The following is a 14,553-nucleotide window of genomic DNA, read 5'->3' on the forward strand; positions in this document are numbered from 1 at the left end:
TCGCCATCGGGACCCCGCTCCCGCAGTCGTCCCACGCGATGAGCCCCCTACTCGACTTTCGGGGTCAGAGATTCGAACGGCTCGCGATCGATCTTGCCTGAGGTTCGACCTTGGTTGGTTCACCCGCGCAGGGTGGGACCGCTTCGGTTGGGAATGTCCGCCTGTGTACGTCAAGACACTCAGTCCCGGCCGAAGAGATCGCGGGTGTAGACCTTGTCGGACACGTCGTCGAGGTCGTCGCTCAGCCGGTTCGCCACGATGACATCCGCGCGAGCCTTGAACTCGTCGAGGTCGCGCACAACCTCGGAGTTGTAGAACCGGTCGTCCTCGAGCGCCGGCTCGTAGAGCACGACCTCGATCCCCTTGGCCTTGATCCGCTTCATGATCCCCTGGATGCTCGACACCCTGAAGTTGTCCGAGCCGGCCTTCATGATGAGGCGGTACATCCCGACGACGCGGGGCTGGCGGCGCAGGATGTCGGTGGCGATGAAGTCCTTGCGCGTCGTGTTGGAGTCGACGATCGCGCGGATGAGGTTCTGCGGCACCTGGTCGTAGTTCGCGAGCAGCTGGCGCGTGTCCTTGGGCAGGCAGTAGCCGCCGTAGCCGAACGACGGGTTGTTGTAGTGCGACCCGATCCGCGGGTCGAGCCCGACCCCGTCGATGATCGCGCGGGTGTCGAGACCGTGCGACACGGCATACGTGTCGAGCTCGTTGAAGTAGGCGACCCGCATCGCGAGGAACGTGTTCGCGAAGAGCTTGATCGCCTCCGCCTCGGTGGGGTTCGTGTGCAGCACGGGCACGTCGGCGTCGATCGCGCCCTCGACGAGCAGCTCGCCGAAGCGCCGGGCCGCGTCGCTCGCCCCGCCGACGACGACCCGGCTCGGGTGGAGGTTGTCGTAGAGCGCGCGTCCCTCGCGCAGGAACTCGGGCGAGAAGACGACGTCGAGACCGGCGTATGCCGTCCGCATCCGTTCCGTGAACCCGACCGGCACCGTGGACTTGACGACGACGGTCGCCCCGGGAGCCAGCCGTGACACCGACTCGATGACCGACTCGACCGACGAGGTGTCGAAGAAGTCGCGGTCCGGGTCGTAGTCGGTCGGGGTGGCGACGACGACGAAGTCCGAGCCGGGCAGCGCCTCGTCGGCCGAGGTCGTCGCGGTGAGCCTCAGCTCGTGGTGCGCGAGGTAGTCCTCGAGCTCGGGATCGACCAACGGCGACTCGCGCCGGTTGACCTGGTCGACGCGGTGGGGGTTGAGGTCCACGGCGACGACGTCGTGGTGCTGGGCGAGTACGACTGCGTTGGAGAGGCCGACATAACCCAGGCCCACCACGGAGATCTTCACGCCGCCAACCTACCGGGGAGCGCCCGGCCCGACACGGTGCGGTGCCCTCGTCCCATCACCCTCCGGACCGCCCCTTTGGGCAACAATGGGCGCCATGCTGATCCCTGAGATGTCGAAGCGCCTGCTCGCGGAGTTCGTCGGCACGTTCTGGCTGGTCTTCGGCGGGTGCGGCTCGGCGATCTTCGCCGCCGGCTTCCTCTCGACCCCCACCCTGGGCTCGGGCGCGCCGACGCACCTCGGGATCGGCTTCCTCGGCGTCGCGCTCGCCTTCGGTCTCACGGTCGTGACGATGGCGTATGCCGTGGGCCACGTCTCCGGTGCGCACTTCAACCCCGCGGTGACGATCGGCATCACCATCGCCAAGCGCTTCGAGTGGAAGGACGTGCCCGGCTACGTCGTCGCCCAGGTCCTCGGCGGTCTCGCCGCCGGTGGCGCACTGTGGGCCATCGCCCGCGGCCGTGACGGCTTCGTGGCCACCGGCAACCTCGCGGCCAACGGCTTCGCCGAGCACTCCCCCGGCGGCTACTCGATGTTCGCCGTGCTGTGCGCCGAGGTGCTGCTGACGATGTTCTTCGTCTACGTCATCCTCGGGGTCACGCGAGAGAGCGCCCCGACCGGCTTCGCGCCGCTCGCCATCGGCTTCTGCCTCACGCTCATCCACCTCATCTCGATCCCGATCTCGAACACGTCGGTCAACCCGGCCCGCTCCACGGCGGTCGCGTTCTTCAACGGCAACGGCGCCCCCGGGCAGCTGTGGCTCTTCTGGCTCGCACCGGTCATCGGCGCCGCGATCGCCGGTGCGACCTTCCACCTCATCACCGGTGTCGACCGTCGCGACCGCGACATCACCGGCCAGGTCCGGGCCGAGGACGCCGTCGTGGCCGACGGCGTCGACCCGGACGCCCCCCGCCCCGCAGTCTGAGCGCCGAGAGCGGCCGGTGCGCGGGCGGCATACGCCGCCGTCGACGCCATTCGATAGATTCGCCGCATGGCGAAGATCATCTACACCCTCACCGACGAGGCACCCCTCCTCGCGACCTACTCCTTCCTCCCGGTGATCGAGGCCTTCGCCTCCACCGCTGGCGTCGACGTCGAGACGCGCGACATCTCCGTCGCGGCGCGCATCCTGGCCGCCTTCGCGGACCGGCTGCCCGACGACCAGAAGACCGCGGACGCGCTGGCCGAGCTGGGAGACCTGGCCAAGACGCCCGAGGCCAACATCATCAAGCTCCCCAACATCAGCGCCTCCGTGCCGCAGCTCAAGGCCGCGATCAAGGAGCTCCAGGGCCAGGGCTTCGACCTGCCGGCCTACGTCGACGAGCCGACCACGGACGCCGACCGCGACGCCAAGGCGCGCTACGACTCGGTCAAGGGCAGCGCCGTCAACCCGGTACTGCGTGAGGGCAACTCCGACCGCCGCGCCCCCGCCGCGGTGAAGAACTACGCCAAGGCGCACCCGCACTCGATGGGCGCCTGGAGCAGCGACAGCAAGACCAACGTCGCGACGATGGGCCACGACGACTTCGCCAGCAACGAGAAGTCGGTCGTCCTCGACCAGGCCGACACCCTGACGATCCAGCTCGTCACCGACTCCGGCACGACCGTCCTCAAGGACGGCCTCAAGGTCCTCGAGGGCGAGGTCGTCGACGCCACCGTCATGCGCGCCGCCGCGCTCGACACCTTCCTCAAGGAGCAGGTCGCCAAGGCCAAGGCCGACGGCGTCCTCTTCAGCGTCCACCTCAAGGCGACGATGATGAAGGTCTCGGACCCGATCATCTTCGGCCACGTCGTGCGCGCGTTCCTGCCCGAGGTCTTCGAGAAGCACGGCGCCGCGCTCGACGCCGCCGGCCTCTCCCCCAACAACGGTCTCGGCGCCATCCTCGACGGTCTGTCGGCCGTCCCGAACGGCGACGAGATCAAGGCCGACATCGAGGCCGGGCTCGCCGCCGGTCCCGAGCTGGCGATGGTCAACTCCGACAAGGGCATCACCAACCTGCACGTGCCGAGCGACGTCATCATCGACGCCTCGATGCCGGCGATGATCCGCACCTCCGGCCACATGTGGGGCCCGGACGGCGAGGAGGCCGACACGCTGGCCGTCGTCCCCGACAGCTCCTACGCCGGTGTCTACCAGGCCGTCATCGACGACTGCCGCGCCCACGGCGCCTTCGACCCCACGACCATGGGCTCGGTGCCCAACGTCGGCCTCATGGCGCAGAAGGCCGAGGAGTACGGCTCGCACGACAAGACGTTCGAGCTCTCCGAGGCCGGCCGCGTGCAGGTCGTCAACGCCGCCGGCGACGTGCTCCTCGAGCACGAGGTGGCCGCCGGTGACATCTGGCGCGCCTGCCAGACGAAGGACGCCCCGATCCGCGACTGGGTCAAGCTCGCCGTGACCCGCGCCCGCGCGTCGAAGACGCCCGCGATCTTCTGGCTCGACGAGGCCCGCGCCCACGACGCCAACCTCATCGCCAAGGTCAGGACCTACCTCGCCGACGAGGACACCGACGGTCTCGACATCTCGATCAAGTCCCCCGTCGAGGCCACCAAGGTCTCCATCGAGCGCATCCGTCGCGGCGAGGACACCATCTCGGTCACCGGCAACGTCCTGCGTGACTACAACACCGACCTCTTCCCGATCCTCGAGCTCGGCACCTCCGCCAAGATGCTCTCGGTCGTGCCGCTCATGAACGGTGGCGGCCTCTTCGAGACCGGCGCCGGTGGCTCCGCCCCCAAGCACGTGCAGCAGCTCGTCCAGGAGAACTACCTGCGCTGGGACAGCCTCGGCGAGTTCATGGCGCTCGCCGAGTCGTTCCGCCACCTCGCGGACTCGACCGACAACGCCAAGGCCCGCGTCCTCGCCGAGACGCTCGACCGCGCCACCGAGACCCTCCTCCAGGAGAACAAGGGCCCGGCGCGCAAGGTCGGCCAGATCGACAACCGCGGCAGCCACTTCTACCTCGCCCTCTACTGGGCGCAGGAGCTCGCCAAGCAGACCGACGACGCCGACCTCGCGTCCGCGTTCTCCGGCGTCGCCGAGTCGCTCACGCGTGACGAGCAGAAGATCAACGACGAGCTGATCGCCGTCCAGGGCTCCCCCGTCGACATCGGCGGCTACTACCGCCCGGATGCCGACAAGACCTCGGCCGTGATGCGCCCGTCGGCGACGTTCAACGACGCACTGGCTGCCCTGCGCTGACGCGTCGACACCACGACGTATGCCGTGTGCTCACCCTGGGTGAGCACACGGCATACCCGTTTCTCGGGATCGGACGTAGCGTCGGAGCATGAGCGACTGGAACAAGGGCGTCATCGAGGAGTTCAGGGCCAACGAGGGCCGGGTCGGCGGGCCCTTCCAGGGGGCGCCGATGATCCTCATCCACCACATCGGTGCGAGGACCGGGACCGTGCGGGTCTCGCCGCTGCGCTACTTCCCGCAGGACGACGGGTCGATGCTCATCATCGCGTCCAAGGGCGGGGCGCCGGACAACCCCGACTGGTTCCACAACATCCGGGCGAACCCGCGCTTCGAGGTCGCGGTCGGCACCGAGGCGTTCCCGGTCGAGGCGGAGGTGCTCACCGCCGACGAGCGTGCCGCCGTGTGGCCGGCCATCGTCGCCGAGGCGCCCGGGTTCGGTGAGTACGAGAAGAAGACCGACCGGGTCATGCCGGTTCTGCGGCTACGCCGAGTCGGGTGAGCCACCGGGTGTCGGTGATCCGGGCGAATGCGTGGGGTCGTGACCCCACATCCCCGACACCAGAACGGGTCGCGCGGGCTCAGGTGAGCGGGAGCTTCATCCCCACGTGGCTCCCGACGAAGCCGAGCCGCTCGTAGAAGCGCTGGGCATCGACGCGGCTCGCGTCGGTCGTGAGCTGCATCAGGACCGCCCCGCGACGTCGCGCCTCGTCGACAGCCCAACCGAGGAGCTGCTCGCCGAGCCGCTGCCCGCGGTGCGACGACGCCACACGCACGGCCTCGACGAGGGCGCGGGTCGCACCGTGCCGCGACAGGCCGGGCAGCAGGGTGAGCTGCAGCGTCCCCACGACCACGCCGCCGTCGTCGAGGACGACGAGCTTGTGCGCCGGGTCGGCGTCGATCGCGTCGAACGCCGTGAGGTATGCCGCCGGGTCGCTCAGGTCCTCGCGCGCGGCTGCCAGCGGGTCGTCGGCGAGGAGGGCGACGATGGCCGGCACGTCCTCGCGGGTGGCCCGCCGCACCTGCACCCCGCTCACGGGTAGCCGTCCGGGTTGCCGCTCTGCCACCGCCACGTGTCGGCGCACATGTCGTCGACGGTGCGGGTCGCCCGCCACCCGAGCTCGGCCTCGGCCTTGGTCGGGTCGGCATAGGACTCGGCGATGTCGCCCGGACGCCGGTCGACGATCTCGTGCGGCAGCTCGCGACCCACCGCCCGCTCGAAGGCGTGGAGCATCTCGAGGACCGACGTGCCGTGTCCGGTGCCGAGGTTCCACGTGTTGAGCGCGGTGTCGGTGGCGCCCAGGCGGTGCAGCGCGGCGACGTGACCGGCGGCCAGGTCCTCGACGTGGATGTAGTCGCGCACTCCGGTGCCGTCGGGCGTCGGGTAGTCGCCTCCATAGACCGAGAGCTTCTCGCGCCGGCCCACGGCCACCTGTGCGAGATAGGGCATGAGGTTGTTGGGCACGTCGCTCGGGTCCTCGCCGATGGTGCCGCTCGAGTGCGCGCCGACCGGGTTGAAGTAGCGCAGCAGCGCGATCCGCCACGTCGGGTCGGCGACGGCCATGTCGCGCAGGACCTGCTCGTTCATGACCTTGGTCCAGCCGTAGGGGTTGGTCGCCGAGGTGGGCGCCTCCTCGGTCATCGGCACGACGGGCGTGGCGCCGTAGACCGTGGCCGAGCTCGAGAAGACGAGCTTGCGCACGCCGTGCCGGTCCATGGCCCGCAGCAGCGACAGGGTCGTGTCGAGGTTGTTCTCGTAGTAGGCCAGCGGCTCCGAGACGCTCTGCCCGACGGCCTTGAACCCCGCGAAGTGGATCACCGCGTCGATCTGCGTGTCGACGAACGTCGCCTCGGTCTTGTCGCGGTCGGTGAGGTCGAACGACCGCACGTCGAGCGGCTGCCCGGTGAGCGCCTCGAGTCGTCCGACGACCGACGGCTTGGCGTTGGCGAACGAGTCGACGACGGTGACCCCGTGCCCCGCGGCGACGAGCTGGACGACGGTGTGCGAGCCGATGTAGCCGGCTCCCCCGGAGACGAGAACGTGCATGCTCCCACCCTAGGGCCGGGCTCTGCACCAACCCTGTGCGGGCGCTGATAGCGTCGAGAGCGACCACTCTCGTCCCCGCATGAAGAGGTACTCATCGTGAGCCCGACCCCCGTCAAGGTGGCCGTCACCGGCGCTGCCGGTCAGATCGGCTACAGCCTGCTGTTCCGCATCGCGTCCGGCGCCCTGCTCGGCCCCGACACCCCCGTCGAGCTGCGACTGCTCGAGATCACCCCCGCACTCAAGTCCCTCGAGGGCGTCGTCATGGAGCTCGACGACTGCGCGTTCCCGACGCTCGCCAAGGTCGAGATCGGCGACGACGCCGAGAAGGTGTTCGACGGCGTCAACCACGCCCTCCTCGTCGGCGCCCGTCCGCGCGGCCCGGGCATGGAGCGCGGTGACCTCCTCGAGGCCAACGGCGGCATCTTCGCCCCGCAGGGCAAGGCCCTCAACAAGGTCGCCGCCGACGACGTGCACATCACCGTCACCGGCAACCCGGCCAACACCAACGCCCTCATCGCGATGAGCAACGCCCCCGACATCCCCACGTCGCAGTTCTCGGCGCTGACCCGCCTCGACCACAACCGCGCCATCAGCCAGCTCGCAGCCAAGCTCGGCGTCCCGGTCACCGAGATCAAGAAGATGACGATCTGGGGCAACCACTCCGCGACCCAGTACCCCGACCTCTTCCACGCCGAGGTCTCCGGCAAGAACGCCGCCGAGACCGTGGGCGACCAGGCCTGGCTCGCCGACACCTTTATCCCCACCGTCGCCAAGCGCGGCGCCGCCATCATCGAGGCGCGCGGTGCGTCCTCGGCCGCCTCCGCCGCGAGCGCGACCATCGACCACGCCCGCACCTGGGTCGAGGGCACCGCCGAGGGCGACTGGGTCTCGATGGCCGTGCGCTCCGACGGCTCCTACGGCGTCGAGGAGGGGCTCATCAGCTCCTTCCCCGTCACCGTCAAGGACGGCCAGTGGAGCATCGTCCAGGGCCTCGACATCGACGAGTTCTCCCGCGGCAAGATCGACGCCTCCGTGGCCGAGCTCGCCGAGGAGCGCGACGCCGTCAAGGGCCTGGGTCTGATTTAAGGCGCGCCTCATCTGAGCCGAGCGCGACAGCGCGAGCCGGGCACCCGGCATACCTCCTTCTCAGGGACGGTATGCCGGGTGCTCGCGTTCCCGGGGCCGCTCGGCCGCGTAGTGCCGAAAGAGGAGGTAGGCCGCGGCGGCGCAGAGCAGGTGCCAGACCCCGTGCTGCTGGAGCAGCGAGTCCGGGCGGCACCACGCGTGACCCCGCGTGCCCGTGGTCCAGATGGCGAAGGCGACCCCGAGGGTGAGGACCGACGCCAGCGCCCACCACCTGTCCTGGCGTGCCTCCGGGCGGCGGGCGAGCACCACCTCGAGCGCGATCGCGAGCCACAGCTCGGCGGCGAAGGCGGCGTTGCCGACGTGTCCGAGGACGGGGACGCTGCCGCCACGCAGGTGCACGGCCATGCCGGCGAGGACGGCCACGACGAAGACCGCGGCGAAGACCACGGGCCCGCGGCGCAGGAAGCGCATCACGGCATACGCGAGGGCGAAGCCCGACACGAGGAACATGCTCAGCAGGTCGAGGTGGCCGCCGAGGTCGCTCTGGGTGGCGTGCATCGCCATGCTCCCCGGCCCGAGGAGGACGGCGAGCGCGGCGAACGCGGTCGCGAGGCCCGGGTGGGCGCCCAGGGTGAGGCCGAGGCGGTGACGGTGAGCGGCGTGCGCGGCGACTGCGAGGCCCGCGAGGACGAAGCCGAGGTTGCTCCACGTGTTGGCGGGCTGCCGCACCCAGCCGGGGCGCGCGGCCTCGCAGAAGCCGTCGCCGCGGCCCATGTCGGGACCGAGCCACCCCCACCGCACGGCGGCGAGGACGAGGGCGAGCGAGGCGGCCGCGGTGACCCCGGTGACGAGCAGCGGGCGCCGGTCGGGCACGTCCCGCGTCCGCTCCTGCGAATGCTCGCGCGTCTGCTCCGCGCCCCGGCTCGTCACAGCGTCACGATATCTGCGGCTCCGGAGCACCAGATCGAAGTTGGTCAGGGCCAGTGACCTGCACCCGGGGGTGCGTCAGGTAGACAGGTCGGATGCCTCCCACCAGCAACGATGCCTTCTCCTTCGATGGCGACTGGAGCGGCCAGCTCGTCGCCACGGCCATCCACACCGGACACGACCTGCGCGAGGAGACCGCCTCCCACATGGTCCTCGACGAGGCCACGCGGCTGCGCGAGGAGGACCCGTTCACCGACGCGATCGGCGCGGCCTGCCCGGCCCGGCTCGTCGTCCACCGGTCCCGGTTCGAGGTCGACCTCAACCGCGCCCGCGAGGAGGCGGTCTACCGCCGGCCCGAGGACGCCTGGGACCTCGGGGTCTGGCGGGAGACGCCGCTGCCCGACGACGTCACCGAGCGCTCGCTCGCCATCCATGACGCCTTCTACGCGGAGCTCGGCGAGCGGCTCGACCGTGTCGCCGAGCGCGGCCCGTTCGTCCTCTACGACGTGCACTCCTACAACCACCGCCGGGACGGCGCCGACGAGCCCGAGGCGCCCGGCGAGGACAACCCCGAGGTCAACGTCGGCACCGGCTCGCTCGACCGCGACCGCTGGGGCGACGTCGTCGACACCTTCATGACGACGCTCGGCGGAACGCAGACGGCCGGCGGCGAGATCGACGTGCGCGAGAACGTCCGGTTCAAGGGCGCCCACCTCTGCGCGTGGGTCCACGGCCGCTACCCCGACCACGGCATCGCCCTCGCACTCGAGTTCAAGAAGACCTACATGGACGAGTGGACCGGGCAGCCCGACCGGGCACGGATCGCGGCCCTGGCGCAGGCCCTCGGCGAGACCGTCGACCCGGTGCTGCGCGCGCTGGGGTCGAGCTCGGCTCGATGAGCCGCGTCACCCTGTCGATCGCGGACCTCGCGATCGACCACGCCCTGGCGCAGACGGCCGGCGGCATGCAGTTCCTGCTCGACGTCACGCCGGTCAACGCCGACGAGGTCCGTCAGGAGTTCGCGGACGGCCACGTCGCCGAGCCCGAGTTCACCTACCGCCCGCTCGAGGTCTCGCCCGACGTCCTCGCCAAGGCCCTCGACAACATCGACGTCGCGACCGTCGAGGACCCCACGCTCGGGCACCTGCTGCGGGCCAAGCACCGCGAGCTCGCGCTCCAGATCGAGATGCTCAAGGCGCGCGACACCGAGGACTTCAGCGCCCTGAGCATCCAGCTCTACGGCGCCGCCTCCCCCGAGCTGCGGACGCAGGCCGAGAACATCCTTGCCCGGGTCCACCGCACCGAGAGCGCCGGCGACAGCCTCGAGGCGAGCGAGTTCCTCGAGCTGGCGCAGGCCGAGATCGAGCACTACCGCGAGATCGACCCCGAGATCGACATCCACGCCGAGGTGCGCGACGACGTCAACGGCGTCATGGTGAGCGGCAACACGCTGCTCATCGACCGTGACTCCGTCGTCCAGCGCGCCCGGGCCAACGCGCTCATCCAGCACGAGGTCGGCACCCACCTCGTCACCCAGGTCAACGGCGCCGCCCAGCCGGTCCGGGTCCTCGGCTCGGGTCTCGCGGGCTACGACGAGACGCAGGAGGGCCTGGCGGTGCTCGCCGAGATCGGGTGCGGCCAGCTCACGCCCTTCCGCCTGCGCCAGCTCGCAGCCCGCGTGCTCACCGTGCACCGGATGCACGGCGGCGCCGACTTCGTCGAGGCCTGGCGGGCACTCGTCGACGAGGGCTTCCCCGAGAACAGCGCCTTCACCACGACGATGCGCGCCTACCGTTCCGGCGGCCTGAGCAAGGACGCGATCTACCTGCGCGGCCTCGTCGAGCTCCTCGGCCACCTGCGTGGCGGCGGCGACCTCGACCTGCTGTGGCTCGGCAAGTTCTCGCTCGAGGACCTGCCGCTCATCCGCGACCTCGACGAGCGCGGCGTGCTCAACCCTCCCCGACTCACCCCTCGTTATCTCGAGGACCCCGAAGCAGCACAGCGACTCGTCACCGCGGCCGACCAGGCCGACGACGTCGCGCACCTCATCCAAGGAGCAGCATGAAGATCGGTTTCGTCGTCAACGACGTCCTCAGCGAGTCCCCCGTCTACACCACGACGAGGCTCGCCATGGCCGCGACCCAAATGGGCCACGAGGCCTACCTCATGGGCATCGGGGACTTCGCCTACGAGCCGGACGGCTCGCTCACGGCCCGGGCGCGAGGTGGCAAGGCCAAGAGCTACCGCTCGCACGAGCGCTACCTCGCCGACGTGCAGAAGCCGGACGTGGAGGAACGCCTCCCGCTCGGCGAGTTCGACGTGGTCATGCTGCGCAACGACCCCGCCGAGGACGCCGAGGAACGGCCGTGGGCCAACACCGCGGCCGTGGCGTTCGGTGAGCTCTTCGCCGCCTCCGGCGTCCTCGTCGTCAACGACCCCACCAACCTCGCCCAGGCCCTGTCGAAGGCCTACTTCCAGCACTTCCCCGAGGCCGTCCGCCCGCAGACGCTCATCTCGCGCGACGAGGACCAGATCGCGTCCTTCATCTCCGACCTCGGCGGCCGCGCGGTCCTCAAGCCCCTCCAGGGCTCCGGTGGCAGCGGGGTCTTCCTCGTCAACAGCGACGAGTCACCCAACCTCAGCCAGATCATCGAGGCCATCGCCCGCGACGGCTACGTCGTCGCGCAGGAGTACCTCCCGGCGGCCTCGGAGGGCGACGTGCGGATGTTCGTCCTCAACGGACGGCCGCTCGAGGTCGACGGACGCGTCGCCGCGTTCCGCCGCAAGAGCAGCAGCGAGGACCTCCGCTCCAACATGTCGGCCGGTGGGAAGGCGAGCAAGGTCGCGGTCACCGACGAGATGCTCGCACTCGTCGAGGCCGTGCGCCCCAAGCTCGTCGCCGACGGGATGTTCCTCGTCGGGCTCGACATCGTGGGCGACAAGCTCATGGAGGTCAACGTCTTCAGCCCCGGCGGCCTCGGCTCGTGCCAGCAGCTCTACGGCCACGACTACGCGCCGCCCATCATCGCCGACCTCGAGCGCAAGGTCGGCATCAAGCGCCACTACCCGAACGAGCTGACGAACCTGCGTCTCGCCACCCTCTGAGGGTCCCTTCGAACGACCCGGTATGCCGTCCGCGCACCCCGCGCGGACGGCATACCTCTTTTCGTGGATCCGCGCAGGCGAATCGCAGAAAAAACTGTGAGGACTATGGACGCGGGTCCCGCGGCGCTGGCAGGGTGCGTGTGGGGCCGCGATGGGGCGGTCCACGACCAGGAGGAAAACGTGAACCCGACCTTCATGCGCAAGGCCGCCGCCATCGCCGCCACAGCGACGTGCGCGCTGGCAGCCACCGCCATGGCGTCCGCTCCCGCCGGAGCAGCCCCGATCGGATCGACGTCGTTCATCGTCGCCCAGGGCGGCACCGGCACGGACAAGGCCGTCGCCGCCGTCAAGGCCGCCGGTGGCACCGTGGTGCAGGAGTGGCCGCAGATCGGCATCGTCATCGCGAGCGCGAGCGACGACACCTTCGACGACAAGGCACGCACCTCCCCCGGCATCGTCGCCGCGGGCCCCTCGCGCGCGATGCAGGCCTACGAGCCCGCCTCGACGATCGTCCCCGACGGCACGGTCAAGGGTCTCGGCCCGGGCACGTCCGGTGGTGACGACACCAAGGAGCCGCTCAACGCCAACCAGTGGGACATGCGCCAGATCGGTGCAGACAAGGCCCACCTCAAGACCGACGGCAACCGCGCCATCACCGTCGGCGTGCTCGACTCCGGCATCGAGGCCGACCACCCCGACCTCGCCGCCAACGTCGACGCCTCGCAGTCGGTCGACTGCACCGACCGCGGCGTCCCCAACACGAGCCCCGCGAAGTGGCAGCCCACGACGTCCGACCACGGCACCCACGTGGCCGGCACGATCGCCGCGGCCCGCAACGGCATCGGCATCGTCGGTGTCGCCCCCAACGTCAAGCTCGCCTCGGTCAAGGTCGTCGAGGACGCCGGCTACATCTACCCGGAGTACGCCATCTGCGGCTTCATCTGGGCGGCGGAGAAGGGCATGCAGGTCACGAACAACTCGTACTACATCGACCCGTACGCCCTCTGGTGCAAGTCCAACCTCGACGAGAAGGCCGCGATCCTCGCCGTCGAGCGGGCGCTGAAGTACTCCGAGAAGAAGAACGTCGTCAACGTCGCGTCCGCCGGCAACTCGGCCTGGGACCTCTCCAAGCCGATCACCGACACGGGCAGCCCCAACAACACGCCCGAGCCGCAGCCGCGTGACACCGACCAGCACTGCTACGACATGCCCGTCGAGCTCGGCAACACCGTCGCCGTGTCGTCGGTCGGCCCGACGGCCGTGAAGTCGTACTACTCCAACTGGGGCCGCAACGTCATCGACGTGACCGCTCCCGGTGGCGACTCGCGCGTCGCCGCGAACACCCCCGACAAGAACGGCCGCATCCTCTCCACCGTCGTCGGTGGCGGCTGGGGCTACAAGCAGGGCACCTCGATGGCGGGCCCGCACGTGGCCGGCGTCGTCGCCCTGCTGCGTGGCACGGAGATGAAGCTCAACGCCAAGCAGACGGTCAAGACCCTCGAGCGCGAGGCCGACACTCTGGCCTGCCCGGAGTTCTACGACGCCAACCGTGACGGCGTGAACGACGCCACGTGCGAGGGCGGCGCGAAGGGCGCCGGCTACTACGGCGCCGGCCTCGTCGACGCCCTGGACGCCGTCACCCCGTGACGCCCGTCCTGAGCAGGTGACCGGCGGCTGAGCCGCTGCTGAGCCGCTGCTGACCCACCGCCGGACCACGAGGCCCGTGCCCCCTCCCTGGGGGACACGGGCCTCGTGCGTGCTGCGGTGGGTGCGGCGGGCAGGGCTGCGGCTCAGCGCAGGGCTGCGGCTCAGCGCAGGCCGGCCTGCTTCTCGGCGATCTCGACGACGTTGGTGAGGAGCATCGCGCGCGTCATCGGTCCGACACCGCCCGGGTTCGGGCTGACCCAGCCGGCGACCTCGGCGACGTCGGCGGCCACGTCGCCGGCGATGACCGACTTGCCGTCCTCGACGACCCGGCTGACGCCGACGTCGAGCACGGCGGCGCCCGGCTTGACCATCGAGCCGGTAATGAGACCGGGGACACCTGCCGCCGCGACGACGATGTCGGCGCGGCGCACCTCGGCAGCGAGGTCGACCGTGCCGGTGTGGCACTGGACGACGGTCGCGTTCTCCGAGCGTCGGGTGAGGATGAGCGAGAGCGGGCGGCCGACGGTGATGCCGCGACCGACGACGACGACGCGGGCGCCGGCGATCGGCACGTCGTAGCGGCGCAGGAGCTCGACCACGCCGACGGGTGTGCACGGCAGGGGGGCCTCCTGTCCGAGGACGAGCCAGCCGAGGTTGGTCGGGTGGAGGCCGTCGACGTCCTTGGCCGGGTCGACCTCGGCGAGGATGCGGTTCTCGTCGAGCCCGGTGGGCTGCTGGACGAGGAAGCCGGTGCAGGCGGGGTCGGCGTTGAGCTCGCGCACGACGGCGAGCACGTCGTCGAGCGAGGACGACGCGGGCAGGTCGCGCCGGATGCTCGACAGCCCGATGTCGGCGCAGTCCTTGTGCTTGGCGCCGACGTACCAGGTGCTGCCCGGGTCGTCACCGACGAGCACGGTGCCGAGCCCCGGCGTGATGCCGCGCTCCGCGAGGACGGCCACGCGGCCGCGCAGCTCCTCCTTGATGGTCGCGAGGATCGCCTTGCCGTCGAGTATCTGAGCCGTCACGACGGCAATCCTCCCAGAGCCACGCCCCCGGGCGGGCGGCGCCACCCACCACCTCGCCGGAGGAGTGTCTTTGCTCCACCCCACAATGCAAAGACACCCCCATTCGCTCCGGTGCCTGACGCAACGGGCCTTCGCGTCACGAGGCGAAGCAGATGGGGGTGTCTTTGCGTCACC

Annotated in this window: 13 protein-coding genes; 8 read left to right on the top strand and 5 right to left on the bottom strand. The window is 70.4% G+C overall.

Annotation, left to right across the window (positions count from 1 at the left end; translation table 11 throughout):
• Positions 1 to 179: 179 nt before the first annotated feature.
• Positions 180 to 1,346, bottom strand: coding sequence for a nucleotide sugar dehydrogenase (locus KLO01_RS02285; RefSeq protein ID WP_147061933.1), 1,167 nt, complete (start codon positions 1,344 to 1,346; stop codon positions 180 to 182).
• Between the two features lie 85 nt (positions 1,347 to 1,431).
• Here KLO01_RS02285 and aqpZ point away from each other — a divergent pair, with 85 nt between their 5' ends.
• The 3 genes from aqpZ (at position 1,432) to KLO01_RS02300 (ending at position 5,044) form a co-directional block, all read left to right on the top strand.
• Positions 1,432 to 2,268 (top strand): aquaporin Z, encoded by an 837-nt coding sequence (aqpZ, locus tag KLO01_RS02290; protein WP_222611911.1) that lies wholly within the window; start codon positions 1,432 to 1,434, stop codon positions 2,266 to 2,268.
• Positions 2,269 to 2,334: 66 nt separating this feature from the next.
• Positions 2,335 to 4,545 (top strand): NADP-dependent isocitrate dehydrogenase, encoded by a 2,211-nt coding sequence (locus KLO01_RS02295; protein WP_147061935.1) that lies wholly within the window; start codon positions 2,335 to 2,337, stop codon positions 4,543 to 4,545.
• 88 nt (positions 4,546 to 4,633) lie between these two features.
• Complete coding sequence (locus KLO01_RS02300; RefSeq protein WP_147061936.1) at positions 4,634 to 5,044, top strand: nitroreductase family deazaflavin-dependent oxidoreductase; 411 nt, start codon at positions 4,634 to 4,636, stop codon at positions 5,042 to 5,044.
• Positions 5,045 to 5,123: 79 nt separating this feature from the next.
• Here the strand turns inward: KLO01_RS02300 and KLO01_RS02305 are convergent, their stop codons facing one another.
• Together KLO01_RS02305 and galE are read right to left on the bottom strand one after the other, a co-directional pair.
• On the bottom strand, positions 5,124 to 5,579 hold the full coding sequence (locus KLO01_RS02305) for a GNAT family N-acetyltransferase (RefSeq protein WP_147061937.1): 456 nt from the start codon (positions 5,577 to 5,579) through the stop codon (positions 5,124 to 5,126).
• Positions 5,576 to 6,589: a UDP-glucose 4-epimerase GalE gene (gene galE / locus KLO01_RS02310; protein ID WP_147061938.1), complete on the bottom strand. Its 1,014-nt coding sequence runs from the start codon at positions 6,587 to 6,589 to the stop codon at positions 5,576 to 5,578. The genes KLO01_RS02305 and galE overlap by 4 nt, the downstream gene beginning before the upstream one ends.
• A 96-nt stretch (positions 6,590 to 6,685) precedes the next feature.
• Here galE and KLO01_RS02315 point away from each other — a divergent pair, with 96 nt between their 5' ends.
• A complete protein-coding gene (locus tag KLO01_RS02315; protein ID WP_147061939.1) occupies positions 6,686 to 7,675 on the top strand; it encodes a malate dehydrogenase in 990 nt (329 codons plus the stop codon).
• A 60-nt stretch (positions 7,676 to 7,735) separates the two neighbouring features.
• Here KLO01_RS02315 and KLO01_RS02320 read toward each other — a convergent pair whose 3' ends face one another.
• Positions 7,736 to 8,605 carry a ceramidase domain-containing protein gene (locus KLO01_RS02320; protein WP_246136013.1) on the bottom strand — a complete coding sequence of 290 codons (870 nt, stop codon included), beginning with the start codon at positions 8,603 to 8,605 and terminating at the stop codon, positions 7,736 to 7,738.
• A 92-nt stretch (positions 8,606 to 8,697) separates the two neighbouring features.
• Between KLO01_RS02320 and KLO01_RS02325 the strand changes: the two genes are divergently transcribed.
• The 4 genes from KLO01_RS02325 (at position 8,698) to KLO01_RS02340 (ending at position 13,354) form a co-directional block, all read left to right on the top strand.
• Entirely contained in the window at positions 8,698 to 9,501 is an 804-nt protein-coding gene (locus KLO01_RS02325) for an N-formylglutamate amidohydrolase (protein ID WP_147061940.1), read from the top strand.
• Entirely contained in the window at positions 9,498 to 10,667 is a 1,170-nt protein-coding gene (locus KLO01_RS02330) for a peptidase MATCAP family protein (protein WP_147061941.1), read from the top strand. The genes KLO01_RS02325 and KLO01_RS02330 overlap by 4 nt, the downstream gene beginning before the upstream one ends.
• Positions 10,664 to 11,707 (top strand): glutathione synthetase, encoded by a 1,044-nt coding sequence (locus tag KLO01_RS02335; protein WP_147061942.1) that lies wholly within the window; start codon positions 10,664 to 10,666, stop codon positions 11,705 to 11,707. Before KLO01_RS02330 ends, KLO01_RS02335 begins: the two co-directional genes overlap by 4 nt.
• A 180-nt stretch (positions 11,708 to 11,887) precedes the next feature.
• Complete coding sequence (locus KLO01_RS02340; protein WP_246136014.1) at positions 11,888 to 13,354, top strand: S8 family peptidase; 1,467 nt, start codon at positions 11,888 to 11,890, stop codon at positions 13,352 to 13,354.
• A gap of 161 nt (positions 13,355 to 13,515) precedes the next feature.
• Here KLO01_RS02340 and KLO01_RS02345 read toward each other — a convergent pair whose 3' ends face one another.
• Positions 13,516 to 14,379 carry a bifunctional methylenetetrahydrofolate dehydrogenase/methenyltetrahydrofolate cyclohydrolase gene (locus KLO01_RS02345; protein ID WP_147061943.1) on the bottom strand — a complete coding sequence of 288 codons (864 nt, stop codon included), beginning with the start codon at positions 14,377 to 14,379 and terminating at the stop codon, positions 13,516 to 13,518.
• Positions 14,380 to 14,553: the final 174 nt, after the last annotated feature.

This window comes from Knoellia locipacati (assembly GCF_007992835.1).
In the GTDB taxonomy this organism is placed as follows: Bacteria; Actinomycetota; Actinomycetes; order Actinomycetales; family Dermatophilaceae; genus Knoellia; species Knoellia locipacati.